Source organism: Pseudoalteromonas sp. G5_S1_54_S4 (genome assembly GCF_054968565.1).
Window position 1 is genome coordinate 133,754 of sequence record NZ_JBQKUL010000001.1, and the last position, 15,697, is coordinate 149,450.

Below are 15,697 nucleotides of genomic sequence, written 5' to 3' on the forward strand. Positions count from 1 at the left end.
TTGTAGGTGTATGGCACAAGTGCGTGATGGTTTTCAAAGTCGACTAGGTTTTGTATTGGCAGCAGCCGGTGCAGCGGTAGGTTTAGGTAATATATGGGGTTTTCCTACGCAGGCTGCTAATCATGGTGGCGGCGCATTTTTACTGGTTTACTTTATCGTTATTTTTTTGCTGGCGTTACCTGCTTTGTACACCGAGCTGTATTTAGGTTACAAAGCCCAAGCTAACCCTGTTAAAGCGCTAAGCCAAGCATGGCAAGATCATGCCCCTAAAGTGGGAGCCGCAGCAGGCTATATTGGCCTTGCCGGTGCCATCGTTATGTTAAGTTTTTACTCAATTGTGGCCGGTTGGATGCTTTCCTACGCTATAGAGCCTATAAGTAGCTTTTTTGGCTGGCATAGCTTGAGTGAGTTTTTACATAGCGACTCTATGTTACGTAATTTTATTTTTACGCCGCTTATGCTTATTTTAACCGCCAGTATTATTTTAAAAGGGGTGAAGTCGGGAATAGAAACCTGGTCACGCCGTTTAATGCCGCTTTTACTTGTTCTCCTTATTGGGCTTATTATTTATATTGCAACGTTAGATGGCGCAAGCGAAGGGTTTGCTGCTTATTTAGTGCCTGATTTTAGCAAAATACTCGACCCTGATTTAATTATTGCCGCAATGGGACAGGCGTTCTTTTCGTTGTCGCTTGGGGTAGGCTGTATGATGATTTACGGCTCATATTTAAAACCTGGTGCTAACTTACCAAAATTAACCGCAAGTGTTGCGCTACTTGATACCAGCGTGGCGTTTTTAGCGGGCTTATTAATAATTCCGGCTATTTATGTTGCCCAGTACAATGGCGTTGAAGTATTTAATAACGGTAAATTAATTGGTGAGGGGCAACTTATATTTGCCATATTACCTGAGCTATTTGGCACTATGGGTGAAATTGGTTTATTGGTTGGCTTATTATTTTTTGTATTGATGTCGATAGCTTCAGTTACCTCAACTATTTCATCAACTGAGATCCCTGTGGCATTTTTGGTTGAAAACCACAGTGTAGATAGAACCAAAGCAACATGGGCAGTCAGTGCCATTGTATTTGTTTGTGCCAGTACTATTATTGTTAATTTTGATTGGCTATTTGGTTTGGTTATTATGGTATTTACTCAATACCAACTTCCGTTGATGGGACTGTTTTATTTTATTACAGTGGGCTGGTTATGGCAGCGTGGTAATAAGCTTCATCAAGCAAGTTCTGGTGCACATTATTGGTTTGCTCAGTACATTCGTTTTGTCTGCCCAGTGCTAATGACCTTAGTATTTGCAAACGTTGCGTTTGGCTAGAACGCGTTAATAACTCATGTGTTATTGATAACAAAAAAGCGAACACTATATTTTGTTCGCTTTTTTGCTTTTTGTTTAGCCGCGCTATAGCACTTCGTTTGTTAAGCTATTTCCTTGAGTAACCTCAAATGCATTTTGTAATGTTATATTAGCGATTTCGGTTAGAGCTTCTTGAGTAAAAAAGCCTTGATGCCCTGTTATTAACACATTTCTAAAACTCACTAAACGAGAGAATATATCGTCTTGATTTATTTCGTCACTGTGGTTTTTAAAAAACAGTTCTGATTCTTGTTCGTACACATCGAGCCCTAAATACCCCAGTTTTTGTGATTTAAGTGCTTTAATACATGCTTGGCTGTTTACCAGCGCACCGCGAGAAGTATTAATGAGCATGACCCCGGTTTTCATTTTATTAAATGCGGCGTCATCGATTAAATGGTGCGTGTCTTCGCTCAGCGGGCAGTGCAGTGAAATTATATCGCTTTGGGCAAGTAGGGTATTTAAATCGGTAATAGTGTAATTGCCTGGTTTTGCAAAAGGGTCGCACACTAAAACGTTAGCGCCAAAACCATTTAAAATGTTACACAGTGCCAAGCCTATTTTACCGCAGCCTATAATACCTATGGTCTTGTTATGTAAGTTAAACCCAAGTAAGCCATTTAAATCAAAGTTGTCTTCGCGTACGCGGTTATAAGCTTTGTGTGTTTTACGGCTGAGGGTGAGCATAAGGGCAACACAATGCTCCGCGACTGCCTCAGGGCTGTAAGCGGGTACGCGTAACACGCTGAGGTTACGCTGTTTGGCAACAGGCAAGTCAACGTTATTGAACCCCGCACAGCGTAATAAAATAGCGCTAACACCCAATGTGGCAAGTTGCTCAATCACTGCTTTATCTACTGTATCGTTTACAAATACGCACACAGCGTCAAAGTTTTTAGCTAATATTGCCGTCTGCGCCGATAAACTTTGCTCAAAATAAGTAATAGTGATGTTAGAAAAGCCATTTAAACTTTGCTCAAAAAAAGGTCGCTCATATTTCTGAGCACTAAAAAAAGCAATATCCATTAACTAGCTCCAAGTAATCAATTATTTTATTACCATAAACTATTCTTACTATAGATGCTTCACTCTTGTTGTTTTAATTACGACAGGATTATTTTAATACAGCCGAACGGACTCCTAAACGAGCGGTCGTCGGTTTTATAACGGGCACTGATTCTAAGCAGCTTGTTATTACATTATGTAATGACTCTGGTTTAGTTCGCGGTGCATAGCGAGCAACCAGCTGCCCTTGTGCATTAACTAAAAACTTAGTGAAGTTCCATTTTATTGCTCGGTTTTGTGCAATCCCCCGTGTATGAGACTTTAAATAACTAAACAGTGGATGCGTATCTGGGCCATTTACCATGACCTTATTAAACACCTCAAAATTAATTGAAAAATGTTTTTGATAATAGTCTTTAATGGCCATTCCCTCTAATGGCTCATTTTTATCAAATTGATTACACGGAAAGGCTAAAATAGTAAACCCATCGTTTTTGTATTGTTGATATAGCTTTTCTAGCGCGCATAATTGCGCAGAAAAATGACATTTACTGGCGGTATTAACAATAAGAACCGTTTTTCCTTTTAGCTGACTCAAAGAAAAATCATCGTTATTACAAAGTGGTGCGTTAAATTGATAAATACTATCCATAGATTACCTACCTAATTTCCGTATGAGGGAAATTTTAAAAGACTTTCATTCGCTTTTTTAGCGGCCGATTGACATAATCGAGCTTATGTTTCTAAGTTATCAGTTAAATAGGTCATTTTTATGTCAGTAAAAATTGCATTTATAGGTTTAGGCGTAATGGGTTACCCAATGGCAGGGCATCTAGCAAAAGCGGGGCACAGCGTATGTGTTTATAACCGCACAGCAGCTAAAGCACAAAAATGGGTTGAAGATTTTAACGGCAGTTTTGCACCTACCCCGCGTGAAGCTGCAAGTGGTGCCGATATGGTATTTATGTGTGTTGGCAATGACGACGACTTACGGTCAGTGGTATACGGCGATGATGGCGTTTTAGCTGGTATGGACAAAAACACGATTTTAATCGATCACACAACTACTTCTGCTGAGGTAGCGCGTGAAGTTGCGGCAAAAGCGGCTTTACAGCATATCGACTTTATTGATGCGCCAGTATCGGGCGGTCAAGCAGGTGCTGAAAACGGGGTATTAACCGTAATGGCCGGTGGCAACGAAGCGGTATTTGCTAAAGCACAACCTATCATGGCGGCATTTAGCCGTTTTAGTCAGCTTTTAGGCGAAGTGGGCTCAGGGCAATTATGTAAAATGGTTAATCAAATTTGTATTGCTGGTGTGGTACAAGGCTTAGCTGAGAGCTTACATTTTGCTAAACAAGCAGGGCTTGATGGCGAAAAAGTAATAGAAACCATTTCTAAAGGCGCAGCTGGTTCGTGGCAAATGGAAAACCGCTATAAAACAATGTGGGCAGGCGAGTACGAGTTTGGTTTTGCTGTAGATTGGATGCGTAAAGATTTAGGCATTGCCCTTGATGAAGCTAAAAATAATGGTGCAACGCTGCCAATGACTGCAACGGTCGATCAATACTACGCCGATGTACAGGCTCTTGGCGGCGGCAGGTACGACACATCAAGTTTACTAGCGCGTATTGAAGCACTGCATAAAAAGTAATGTAATTGGTAAAAGTAAACTGTTCACAAAGAGGCTAAGAGGCGCTGCGCTTTTAGAGAAAGTGATACACATAAAAAATGAATGTTGGTTTTATGTTTTCTCATTTATTCCTCATTCACTTCTCTTTGTGGGATTAACTTTCGCTTACCTAGCTATACACAAAAAACGCGACACTTTATTGCTAAATCGTCGCGTTTTTCATGGGTTATATACACTAAAGCAAATTACATGCTTTGCGCGTAGTTATACAGCGCTTTTAAAATTGTAAGATTTTTTTCGCTGTCATCATGCTCATGCGCTAGGTTTTCAAGGGTGATCATAAAATCTTGTGCGCTGATTGATGGCTGATCTTCGCCATGCATTAACTTGCTTTGGCAATATTGACGCCATTGATCAAGCTCTTGCTGGTTTAGCGTTTGTGGCCAGTTACGCGCGCGGTATCTAAACAGCAAAGTATTAAACTTAGGATCTTCAAATTCAAGCTTTAAACTTGCCAAGTCTTCAGGTTTTGCATCACGAATAATCGCAAATTTGGCTTTATCAGCATGGCTAGTAAAGCCATCATAAAGTAAATAATCTACATTTGTAGTGGCGCTGTAATCGCCTTGCTCATTAAATACTTCAGTGACTTTATCGCGAAGCTCAGTATTGGCTTTTAAAATGGCTAAATTAGCCAAGCATTGCTCACGGTCAATACCCAAGCGAGCAGCGTTTTCAGGCAGTAGTGTTTTAGCTGGTGCTAAAATAGGGCACTTATTTAAATGCACCAATTTTAAACCTACGGGTAAATCACCCTCTGCTAAATCTATACGTTTGGTGTATAAACGCTTGCGTAATTGCTCTACATTTAAATCAAGTAACACCTGCGGGTTTTGGGTTAAATCAAAACAAATAACTGCGTTTTTATTAACAGGATGAAAGCTCATAGGTGCCACCCACGTGGTACAACCCTGGGTTGCTGGAATACGCGACGAGGTATGCACTAATGGGGTCATGTTAAACACGTCCACCAATTCAGCAAGGGCTTTCTTATTACGCAAACTAAAAAAGAAGTGATACAGCTTAGGCTGCTTTTCTTTTATTAATTTAGCCAGTGCAATGGTAGCCGTTACATCACTTAATGCATCGTGCGCAGCGGCATGTTCAATACCATTAGCTACAGTTAAATGCTCAAGTTTAAAACTTGGGCTGCCATCTTCTTTTAATGGCCACTCAATGCCCTCAGGGCGAAGTGCATAGCAGGCACGCACTAAATCTATAATATCCCAACGACTGTTATTGTTTTTATATTCACGCTCATATGGGTCGTAAAAGTTACGATAAAAGCTATATCGGCTTACTTCATCATCAAAGCGAATACTGTTATAACCAGCCACACAGGTATTGGGCACGCTAAATTCGGCATGAATTTTAGCAATAAACTCAGCCTCAACTAAGCCTTTTTGCATCGCCACTTGCGGGGTAATACCGGTGATTAAACACGCTTCAGGATGGGGTAAATAATCCGCTTGCGGCTTACAGTACTCAATAAGCGGCTCGCCAATAATATTTAAATCAAGATCGGTGCGTACACCTGCAAATTGGCTCGGCTTATCTTTTTGTGGGCTTGCTCCCCAGGTCTCGTAGTCGTGCCAATAGATTGTTGCTTGATTTTGCTCTTGATAAGCCATTAAAAAACCCTATAAGTTAGCTTGAAACGGTTTATATACCGCCAAGTTACTAAATTTATGAATTATTTAGATTATGGCATAGGGTCACAGAGGTTTATAGGCTTGAATAGGGAAATCTATTAGTCAAAACATGATTTAAGGGTGATTATTTATTTTTAAGGTTCTGTGATAGAGAAATTATTTATAAACATAACGGTTAATGTTATAACTTAAGCCAACACTCCATATTCTTTCAACAACATGAAACTAATAATAAAAACGACTCTATTTTGGGTATTAATCACCTCTACCGCTGCGTTTGCTGAGCTTGCAAAAGTTAAAGTAAATGGCTTTGATATTGAATATGAAATAGCGGGTAGTGGTAAACACACTGTTTTACTCGAGGCGGGTGGCTCTGCAGGGCTGAGTGATTGGGATCCCATTTATAACTCGCTTATCAAGCATGCAAAAGTAATTCGCTATTCTCGAATTGGCAATGGCGGCTCAGCGCAAATAAAGAAAAACTATAGCTCTGAGGAGTATGCTGCTGAAGCTTTACTATTACTTAAAGCGTTAAAAATTGAAGAACCTGTGATTTATGTGGCGCATTCTTATGGTGCTTATATCGCAAGAGTATTTGCAGCAAGCTACCCTGATAACATTAAAGCGTTAATGTTAATTGAACCCGCCTCAGAGCATGATGTTGATATTATGCGTAAGATTGATTTACCGCGCGCTGAAAAAGAAATTGCTGCTATAAAACGTGATGATATGAAAAACGGCATATCGAATCAGTATTTAGACTTTTGGTCGAAGCGGCCTTTGCCCGATTATCCACAAATAGCAGATATTCCCGTGACGGTTATTGCCTCAGTTAAAAAATATGAAAATCCATCGGTGTTATTTTTTACTGAAAAAGGGCGTGAAATGTGGGGAGAACTGCATTCAAACTGGGCTAATGCTTTTCCTCAAGGTGAGATAGTGCTAACGCGTAAAAGTTACCACTATCCACAAAATGATGAGCCAGAAATGGTGATCACCCAGCTAGTCAGGTTACTTAATCGCACTGATTAATTTTTAGTTTACAAAAATATACACAAGCCAAGTTTTAATTCTGTTATTTGGGTCGTTATTCTGTAAAATTATCGGCTTAACATTTGTGACCTAGTCGTTACATTTGTTGTTGGGGTTAATTATTCAATTAATATAAGCAGACGTTATGATTTTTTATATTATTGGGTTAAGTACGCTTGTTATTATTTTGTGTGTGGCGCTTTATGTGATTTACAGCAATATACGTAAGAGCCGAGTAAGAAAGTCAAAAGAATATAATGTGTTATTTGATAAAGACACCATTATTGATGAACTCATTGCTCAACTTAGCGAGAAAAACCAAACCCAAGAAAACCAGGAAAAAACAATTAAAGGCAAACAAGAGATCCTTGCAACTTTTATAGATTTGCATCGATCGGGTAGTTTTTGTGCGCATTTAAGCGAACAAGAAATTACGTATTTTGTTAAAAAGAAACTAAACATGGAGAGTACTCAAAATGGATAGCGAGCAACAAGCAGTCGCTGAGGCAAAAAACACCTCATTTATGGCACGTTTTGGTCGTCGTAATGTGATTTTACTAACATCCGTTGTCGTGGTGTTAGCAGTGATTGCAACATTAACGTCGCAGGTTATTTCATGGAATGAAGCCGATGAACGGCTAGTTCATCAGTCAGCTTTTACCGGTAATTTAACGGTAATAAATCAAGCGGGCCCTTACTTAAAAGCATTTGGTACGACATCAGCCTATAAAAAAGTTATTTCAATTAACTTTACCGGCGATAGCAGCGCAACAGCCAGTGCCATTGTACCACTCATTCCTATTCGATTCTTAGATACCACGACCGGTGGGGCACGCGGTGTTTCCCGCTTTAGATTGCCTGGCAACGTACCCGCTAGTGAATCGGGTGCTTTACGTGGTTTATTAAAAATTCATGAAGAATTTGGCTCCCAAGAAACCCTAATTTCTAACCTTTTAATGCGTGCCACTACAGAAAATGTAAAAGCGTCGGCACGTATGATGTCGGTGGAGCAACATTATTCAGGTGGTAATGGTCAATTAAGCCAAGATTTTTCTGATCAACTTACGAATGGTATTTTTGTTACTGAGCAAATTATTAGTACTGGCGAGCGTGACAAGTCTGACGATTTAAGTAATTTAAGTAAGCAACAACGCGTTACCATTAATATAAAGAAGGATGCTGAAGGTAATCCGCTACGTAATGCGCCTATTTTAGGCTCTTATGGGATCACAGTCGTTGATGCGAGTATTATTGATATTGATTACGAAAATAAAGTAAATGCACGTTTAGAGGCGCAAAAACAAGCGGCTGCTGATGAAGCGCTGGCAAGACAAAACCTTAAAAAAGCAGAGCAACAAGCACGTACTGAAGTGGCATTAGGCGAACAAGCGATTGCAAAGCAAAGAGCTGAGTCTGAAAAGCTAAAAATTAAAGAGCAAATTGATGCAGAACGAATAAAAGCGAATGCGATTATTTCTGCTCAGCAACGTGTAGCTGTTAAAGCGGAGCTTGCAAAAGAGCAAGAAGAAATTTTAAAACAGCAACGCTTAGAAGCATTAGGTATGGACGTTTTAGCTGAAGCGCGTTTACGCGCAAAATCAGCAGCGCTTGATCCTAAGTATGTATTTGATGAAACACTTAAAGCAGAAGTTAAAATTCAAACGGCTTTATTTAATAGCTTAGGTAACAGTCGCTTAGTGCCTGAAATTGTTATAGGTGCAGGGCAGGGTGAGCAAAATAATGGTTCTGAATTTATGCGCTTACTGGCGGCCGACGCGGCATTGAGCCTTAAGAAGCGTTTAGAAAAAGAGAAAAAATAAACGTTAAAAATCATTATAAAGCCCTAGCTTTAATTGCTAGGGCTTTTTTTGTGGTATCGCTTTGTAAGTGGTGAGTTTAAAACTTAGGACACAAAGCGTGGCTAAAGCCTTTTTCGGTTAGCAAAAAAGTGGCGCTGGGCGTCGAAAATATATATTCCTCATGAAGAAGAAACGCAATTGTTCCTTTTATTTGCTCACCTTGATGATCTGAGGCATCGCTAATTAATTGTTCAGGATCTAACTGGCTTGGGCTTGGAAAGTTATTATAAAGATGCTTAAAAATTAACGTAGCAATTGTGTTAAAGGTATCGTTATTTTTCATTTTTGGAGAGTCCTTAATTTATATATGTAGCAACAAACTGGCTGTTTTAAATATGCTTTTTAAATAATAACACATTAAAAATAGGTACATGATCATCCTACTATTTTTTTAAGCTTTAATTTTGCAAGCTGCTGCTTTCATTTATTAAAATGATGATTAATTGTCATGCTTACCCTGCTAAAAAGTAGTGTGTGTTGTTGGTGTGTTGCGCAAAATCATAAAGTGTAATTGAAGAGTTGTAAAAATACGTTATCATTGTAAAACAATATGTAAAATCAAGCAGGTACTTAGCTCACGCTGACCAAGTTCGAGTTAATAACATCAACAAGGCAAGCAAGGACAAATTATGACACCTATGAAACCTTTAGCACTGGCAGTGGCTATGGTTGTTTTTTCACATCCGGCACATGCAGATACAGATCTTGATAAAGTAAAGCAGCAATTAAGCAGCTTACAAAAACAAGTGGAAATGCTGCAAAAGCAACTTGCAAAAGCAGAGCAAAAAAGTGAAAAGACAATCGAGCGCACCATTGAACAGAAAGAAGATATAGCTGAAGTTAAAGTAGCTAAACATGAACACAAGCCTCAGGGAATTAAAATTGGCGGTGCTGTTCGAACCAACTATAGCCACACCTCGTATGATGACGACAATAAAAATCGCGGCGGCGATTTTGACTTTGATATTTTTCGCTTAAATTTCTCAGGCGATGTGGGTGATGTAAAACTAAACGCTGAAATTCGTTTTTTTGATTACATGACAGCTGTTAAATACGCCTATGCTGCTTACGATTTTGCTGATGATTGGCAAGTTCAAGCAGGTATTACTCAGGTTCCTTTTGGTAACTGGCCTTACAATTCACATAACTACTTTTTCAGCACTAACTATTACGTAGGCCTTGAAGACGACCACGATTTAGGGGTGTTATTTAAGCGTAAAATTGCCGATAACTGGCAGCTTGATTTAGGCTTTTTCAAAAATGATGAATTAGGTGGTGTTGATGGTTATGTAGATAACCGCAGCGATCGCTACTCATACGATATTGTTGGTTTTAGAGAAGCTGGTGATGGTGTTTACGCTGAGCCGACCAATCCAATTGGCGAATATAATACGTTCTCAGGTCGTTACGGCTACCACATAGAGCATGAGGGTGGTAAAACTGAAATTGGTGTGTCAGCGCTTGCTGGTGGCTTGCATGATGGTGTTGACCGCGCAGGTGACTATAACGCATGGGCGCTTCACTTAAACAGTAATATGGGCCCTTGGAACTTGCAATTACAACATGGCGAATACAACTACGATATTGATAACGTAAACCGTATTGCTGTAGGCGCTTACTCGTTTTACGATAGCATGGCAGCGGAAGCAACTATGTCGAGTGCAAACGTAGCATACAGTGTGCCGGTGCAATGGGGTGCAGTAACAAACTTACAGTTTTATAATGACTACAGCGCTATTTACGACAAATCAGACAACAGCAAAGATACCTGGATGAACGTAACCGGTTTCTCGGTCGCTGCAGGTGGTTTATTTACGTACTTTGACTTAGTTCATGGTAAAAACATGCCGTTTGTTGGAGGTTCATTAGCGGGCGATAGCAGCGAAACTGAGCGTCGCTTTAACATTAATATTGGCTATTACTTCTAATAAGCTAGTATTCAAAGCACACGTCTATATACTGGGCGTGTGCTGCTGTCGTTTTAAAAATTATTTTTACCCTACCAATTTCAGCACCTACAAATTGATAAATCTCTAATCAACTTCTAGTATAAAAGTTCAAATGGAATTAAATAAATAATCCATATAGCTTAGCTGGAGGCTAGACATCGATGTTTGTCGTTAATGAGCAGGTATTATCTGATGTAAACAAAAACTTTATTATTCCCCCAAAACCGCAAATTTTAGATGATCTTGATAGATTAGCACGTCAAAATGAGCCGTCTTTAATGGCTGCTGCAGATATAGTTGCTAAAGATGTGGCCATATCGTCTGCTATTTTAAAAATTGTTAATTCACCCGCTTACGGCTTAGTGCGAAGCATTGCTGACATAAAACAAGCCATCATGTTTTTAGGTTGGAATGGTATAGAAGCACTTATTCCTGCGCTTAAATTAAAGCAAATGTTTTTACAAAAAACATGTTGTATTAGTTTAGAGCGTTTTTGGGATAACGCGTCTGAAATTGCTAATGTAAACATGATTGTTGGGCAGCGAGTAAAAAATAAAATTCCAGTTGAATACTTATACACTCTCGGTTTATTTCATGATTGCGGCATAGTTCCGATGGCGATTAAATATGACGACTACGTCAATGTGCTGCATGGTTCAAATAGAAGCAGTAAAGAAAGTTTAGTTGATATTGAAGATCGTGTTTATGGCGCTAATCATGCCATTATCGGCTATTACTTAGCATCGAGTTGGCATTTACCAAGAGATATTTGCCAGCTTATTCTACGCCATCATGATTTAAGTTTACTTGAGGACACATCCGATCCTAATCAACAGCTCTGTTTTTGTGTGTTAAAGCTCTCTGAAAGCATAGTAAATAGTATTTTACGTGATGAAAAAATTAAAGATTGGGAGCGCCTTGAACCGTTTATACTTAAAAAGTTAAATATGTCTGAAGATGAATATATTGATTTACAAGAAGAAGTTATTGATTACTTAAATCAGTAAATAATCATGCCGGGTTTGCAGCCTAGTTAAACGAGCGGTTACTTGTCGCTTTTATTAAAACGAATATGCTCAGTTTAATTAGACTAAAGTCTATAGGTTAGTTTTTTTCACTTATTGGTTTGTTTTTAATCGTTTGTCGAGATTAAGTAAACACTCTAAAGTTTAGTTGTCGGCAACAAGCACGACTAACCAAATAGGAAACTAATCATGAAACGCTCACTTATCAAAACCATCGCTCTTGGCTCTTTATTAACTTGCTCAGCTGCTGTAATGGCTGATCAAAGTGACTACAAGTTAATGGTTATTGAAGAGGCTGCAACAGCCCCACAAGAATTCGAAGTTGCATTTAACAGTTGCGCATTAAATGTAAAATCAAAAAACTACAGCCAAGCTGAAGAAATTTGTTCAAAAGCAATTACATTATTACAGCAAAGTACAGGCCCGCGCTTTAAAGTACGTGAGCTGACTTCATTTGCTTTAAGTAACCGCGGTGTTGGCCGTTTAATGGCTAAAAACGAAACCGCAGCGTTATCTGACTTTTACGAAGCACAGCAAATATCAGGTAACGAGTTAGTGTCGCACAATTTAACACGTGCTAAGCAAGATCTTGCTCTATAAAATCTATTAGTGATTAAAAAAGCCCATGCTAATTTAGTTAGCATGGGCTTTTGCATTTATGTAGTTGGCTTATTTCATGTCTGTAAATTATTGTCGATTAAAAGTTGAGTCAATTTTTTTAATCCTTTACCTTTGTTGGTTATTTTCCATGCAAGGTATAAGTCTTGAATAGGACGTGGTTCAATGAGCTCCACAACATGAAGTTTTTTAGCTTTAATATGTTCAGCAATAAGGTTTACTGGTAAATAACCAATCCCGATTCCCGATAAAATAGCGGTAATTTTTTGTTTTACGGAGCTTACATAAAAACGTTGACTACCTTCGATTAAATTAGCTGACCACGGAATACTTTGTTTTGCAGAGTCATGAACTATCACTGTGGTGTATTGACCAAGCTCACTAGGCTTGATGGGTTTTTGCTCTTTTGCTAAAGGGTGGGTTGGGTGAACCACAAGTACATTTTGAATATCCGTTACTTTCACTGCTCTGATCCCTTTTTGAGCAGGCACGGGGGCGGGTGCACCAATCACTAAGTCAACATTGTCCTCTATTAACGCCTCCCATGTACCGCTCATGACCTCTTCTTTTACATCAATTTCAATGCTTTTATGTTCAATTAAAAATTGCTGCAAAGCAGCAAAAACATTTGTTACGTCAATAATTGAGTCACAAGCAATCCGTATTCTAGGCTCCCAGCCATTAGCTATGGTTTGTGTTTGCTCCGATAAATTATTTATAGCATTGAGCACTTTACGCCCCTCGCTCAGTAAATGTTTACCTGCGGGGGTTAAAACTGCTCGCCGACCTTGGCGCTGAAATAAAGTTACATTTAATTGCTCTTCAAGTTTATTAACAATATACGACAGGGCTGATGGCACTTTATTAAGTTGTTCTGCAGCGGCTGCATAACTGCCACGATGCTCAATGGCGTCTAATACCAGTAAAGCTTCTATGCTAATAGGGGGTGTATTCATCATCATACCAAATATTAACTGTTCAAAATATTTGAACATATAAAGCAAATAATAGGAGTTATTTAATTTTAATTCAACTTATACAATAGCTGCATAATCAACAGAAACAATACAGGTAAACATTATGACGATTAAAAATATCACAGCTGCCATCACAAAAACTGAACAGTCTTTTGCAACACTACCATTAAGGCTTATTGCAGGATTAGTGTTTAGTGCTCATGGGGCACAAAAACTGTTTGCGTGGTTTGGTGGCTATGGCTTGGAAGGCACAGGGCAATGGATGGAGTCGATTGGCTTAGCACCGGGCTATTTAATGGCATTAATGGCGGGTGGCGCTGAATTTTTTGGTGGATTACTACTCATCGTTGGTTTGCTGGTGCGTCCTGCGAGTTTTTTACTGGCTATCACTATGGTGGTTGCTATTTTTACCGTACATATAGATAACGGCTTATTTATGAGCAACAACGGTTACGAGTTTGGTTTATCGTTGTTGGCAATTACCTTGGCCTTATTTATTCAAGGAGCTGGAAAGCTATCCCTTGATGGAAAAATTCATAACAGATTAAACCAATAAGCTGATCATATAACTGATTGAACTTTAAGCTGCCAATCTGCGTAAGGTTGGCACATTCTACATACTTAGGAGACGGACATGGGATTACTTGTTAACGGTGAATGGGTCGATAAATGGTACGACACCGAAAAAAGCGACGGTAAATTTGTACGTCAAGACAGCCGTTTTAGGGATACTATTTCATCTGCGCCACAAAGCAAATTTACCCCTGAGGCGGGGCGTTATCATTTATATGTATCGCTGGCGTGCCCATGGGCGCACAGAACGATTATTTTTCGTAAATTAAAGCAGCTCGAAGATATTATTTCTATGAGTATTGTTGAAGCGCCCATGATGGAAAACGGCTGGGAATTTGGCGAGCAGGGCGATCCACTTTATAACTTAGATTACGCCTATCAATTGTATTTAAAAGCCGATCCTAGTTATGAAGGGCGGGTTACTGTGCCGATTTTATGGGATAAAAAAACGCAAACTATTGTAAATAATGAATCAATAGAGATCATTCGTATGCTTAATAGTGCGTTTAATGAGCTCACTGGCAATACTGATGATTATTATCCAGAGCCACTTCGTGAAGAAATCGAAACCGTGAATAACCGTGTCTATAACACCATTAATAATGGCGTATATAAAGCCGGTTTTGCTACTACACAAGAAGCTTACAACGAGGCTTACACCGCACTATTTGATAGTTTAGACTGGCTAGAAGCGCGTTTAGCTAAGCAGCGCTATCTCGTTGGTGATGTTATTACAGAAGCTGATTGGCGTTTATTTACAACCCTTATTCGCTTTGATGCGGTTTATCACGGGCATTTTAAGTGTAACCGTCAAAAATTAAGCGAGTTTCACCATATTAGCAATTACGTTAACGAGCTTTACCAAGTACCGGGTGTTAAAGAAACAGTCGATTTAGAGTACACAAAGGTGCATTACTATGTAAGCCACTTAACGATTAATCCAACACAAATAGTACCGCTGGGTGCAAAGCATCATTTTGATGCTCCACACGACCGTGAACGTCCATATTAATTAATGTTTATTCTTTTTGAGGAAAGACCATGATCAATCATTATCCAAAGAATAGTTTAGGCAGTGCCGATCACGGTTGGCTTAAATCTAAACATCATTTTAGTTTTGCACATTACTATAATCCGGCACGTATGGGCTTTGGTACATTACGCGTTGTTAATGATGATTGGGTTGCACCTGAAATGGGATTTGGAGCGCATCCACACAAAAATATGGAAATTATTAGTTTCATACGCAGTGGTGCCATTACTCATCAAGATAGTATGGGTAATAAAGGCATAACCGAGCAAGGTGAAGTGCAGGTAATGAGTGCAGGCACAGGCATTGTGCATTCTGAGTATAATCGTACCAATGAGCCACTTACTTTTTATCAAATTTGGATTCAAAGTAATAAACAAGATGTGCCGCCGCATTGGGAAAGTAAAAAATTTCCGACCGACTTAGCTAACGAGCTTACGCTTTTAGTGTCGGGTTATGCAGAAGATGCGGGTAACACCTTATTTATCAATCAACAAGCACGCATTTATGGTGGAAAGATTGCAAAAGGTACCACCATCACTCAGCGTATTGATCATCAAGCTTATGTACTTGCATCTGATGGTGTATTTACTGTAGATGACAAAAGCAGTGTAATTACCATGAACAAAGGGGATGGTGCTGAGGTCACTCATGCTGATTTTATGACGCTAACTGCAACAACAGAGTGTGAAATAATTATTATCGATACATTAGGTTAGGGCTCAGTAGCAGTCGCCAATAAGCGGGTTAGGTTAAAAAAAAGCGTTAATTAAATTGTTTTTAGATTATTAAAAACCCAGCATCGGCTAAATAATGGTGTAGCAGGCACCGCGCCATTATTTATCTTTATTTTTATTACACTTATAAACATTATTCCCTTAAAATAGCGCTAATTGGTTCATTTTTATAAAG

16 protein-coding genes are annotated in these 15,697 nt (G+C 39.1%); 11 read left to right on the plus strand and 5 right to left on the minus strand.

The genetic code is table 11. The features are described from left to right. Positions 1-10 precede the first annotated feature (10 nt). Positions 11-1,333, plus strand: a complete 1,323-nt coding sequence (locus ACTRWE_RS00590) for a sodium-dependent transporter (RefSeq protein WP_013465136.1) — start codon at positions 11-13, stop codon at positions 1,331-1,333. Positions 1,334-1,417: 84 nt separating this feature from the next. Here ACTRWE_RS00590 and ACTRWE_RS00595 read toward each other — a convergent pair whose 3' ends face one another. Both ACTRWE_RS00595 and ACTRWE_RS00600 read right to left on the minus strand, forming a co-directional pair. After that, entirely contained in the window at positions 1,418-2,398 is a 981-nt protein-coding gene (locus ACTRWE_RS00595; RefSeq protein WP_013465135.1) for a 2-hydroxyacid dehydrogenase, read from the minus strand. Positions 2,399-2,486: 88 nt separating this feature from the next. Continuing rightward, the gene (locus ACTRWE_RS00600) at positions 2,487-3,029 is read right to left on the minus strand and encodes a glutathione peroxidase (RefSeq protein WP_013465134.1); all 543 of its coding nucleotides are present in this window, start codon (positions 3,027-3,029) and stop codon (positions 2,487-2,489) included. A gap of 120 nt (positions 3,030-3,149) precedes the next feature. Here ACTRWE_RS00600 and ACTRWE_RS00605 point away from each other — a divergent pair, with 120 nt between their 5' ends. After that, complete coding sequence (locus ACTRWE_RS00605; RefSeq protein ID WP_016900397.1) at positions 3,150-4,031, plus strand: NAD(P)-dependent oxidoreductase; 882 nt, start codon at positions 3,150-3,152, stop codon at positions 4,029-4,031. 224 nt (positions 4,032-4,255) lie between these two features. Here ACTRWE_RS00605 and sbcB read toward each other — a convergent pair whose 3' ends face one another. After that, positions 4,256-5,701 carry an exodeoxyribonuclease I gene (gene sbcB / locus ACTRWE_RS00610; RefSeq protein ID WP_013465132.1) on the minus strand — a complete coding sequence of 482 codons (1,446 nt, stop codon included), beginning with the start codon at positions 5,699-5,701 and terminating at the stop codon, positions 4,256-4,258. 240 nt (positions 5,702-5,941) lie between these two features. Between sbcB and ACTRWE_RS00615 the strand changes: the two genes are divergently transcribed. The 3 genes from ACTRWE_RS00615 (at position 5,942) to ACTRWE_RS00625 (ending at position 8,574) form a co-directional block, all read left to right on the plus strand. Beyond that, on the plus strand, positions 5,942-6,754 hold the full coding sequence (locus tag ACTRWE_RS00615; RefSeq protein ID WP_013465131.1) for an alpha/beta fold hydrolase: 813 nt from the start codon (positions 5,942-5,944) through the stop codon (positions 6,752-6,754). A gap of 145 nt (positions 6,755-6,899) precedes the next feature. Further along, on the plus strand, positions 6,900-7,238 hold the full coding sequence (locus ACTRWE_RS00620; protein ID WP_013465130.1) for a hypothetical protein: 339 nt from the start codon (positions 6,900-6,902) through the stop codon (positions 7,236-7,238). Next, a complete protein-coding gene (locus tag ACTRWE_RS00625) occupies positions 7,231-8,574 on the plus strand; it encodes an SPFH domain-containing protein (protein ID WP_013465129.1) in 1,344 nt (447 codons plus the stop codon). Before ACTRWE_RS00620 ends, ACTRWE_RS00625 begins: the two co-directional genes overlap by 8 nt. Positions 8,575-8,650: 76 nt before the next feature. Here the strand turns inward: ACTRWE_RS00625 and ACTRWE_RS00630 are convergent, their stop codons facing one another. Continuing rightward, positions 8,651-8,896: a hypothetical protein gene (locus tag ACTRWE_RS00630; RefSeq protein ID WP_013465128.1), complete on the minus strand. Its 246-nt coding sequence runs from the start codon at positions 8,894-8,896 to the stop codon at positions 8,651-8,653. Positions 8,897-9,242: 346 nt separating this feature from the next. Between ACTRWE_RS00630 and ACTRWE_RS00635 the strand changes: the two genes are divergently transcribed. The 3 genes from ACTRWE_RS00635 to ACTRWE_RS00645 all read left to right on the plus strand — a co-directional run bounded on the left by ACTRWE_RS00635 (position 9,243) and on the right by ACTRWE_RS00645 (position 12,187). Continuing rightward, positions 9,243-10,541, plus strand: coding sequence for a porin (locus tag ACTRWE_RS00635; protein WP_013465127.1), 1,299 nt, complete (start codon positions 9,243-9,245; stop codon positions 10,539-10,541). A 182-nt stretch (positions 10,542-10,723) separates the two neighbouring features. After that, on the plus strand, positions 10,724-11,569 hold the full coding sequence (locus tag ACTRWE_RS00640; protein WP_013465126.1) for an HDOD domain-containing protein: 846 nt from the start codon (positions 10,724-10,726) through the stop codon (positions 11,567-11,569). Positions 11,570-11,776: 207 nt separating this feature from the next. Then, positions 11,777-12,187, plus strand: a complete 411-nt coding sequence (locus ACTRWE_RS00645) for a hypothetical protein (RefSeq protein ID WP_013465125.1) — start codon at positions 11,777-11,779, stop codon at positions 12,185-12,187. Between the two features lie 74 nt (positions 12,188-12,261). Here the strand turns inward: ACTRWE_RS00645 and ACTRWE_RS00650 are convergent, their stop codons facing one another. After that, entirely contained in the window at positions 12,262-13,161 is a 900-nt protein-coding gene (locus tag ACTRWE_RS00650; protein ID WP_016900396.1) for a LysR substrate-binding domain-containing protein, read from the minus strand. Positions 13,162-13,285: 124 nt separating this feature from the next. Between ACTRWE_RS00650 and ACTRWE_RS00655 the strand changes: the two genes are divergently transcribed. From ACTRWE_RS00655 to ACTRWE_RS00665, 3 genes are all read left to right on the plus strand, one after another. Continuing rightward, positions 13,286-13,738 carry a DoxX family protein gene (locus ACTRWE_RS00655; protein WP_013465123.1) on the plus strand — a complete coding sequence of 151 codons (453 nt, stop codon included), beginning with the start codon at positions 13,286-13,288 and terminating at the stop codon, positions 13,736-13,738. Positions 13,739-13,816: 78 nt separating this feature from the next. Further along, positions 13,817-14,767, plus strand: a complete 951-nt coding sequence (locus ACTRWE_RS00660; RefSeq protein WP_013465122.1) for a glutathione S-transferase family protein — start codon at positions 13,817-13,819, stop codon at positions 14,765-14,767. 29 nt (positions 14,768-14,796) lie between these two features. Further along, a complete protein-coding gene (locus ACTRWE_RS00665) occupies positions 14,797-15,504 on the plus strand; it encodes a pirin family protein (protein WP_076922291.1) in 708 nt (235 codons plus the stop codon). Positions 15,505-15,697 lie beyond the last annotated feature (193 nt).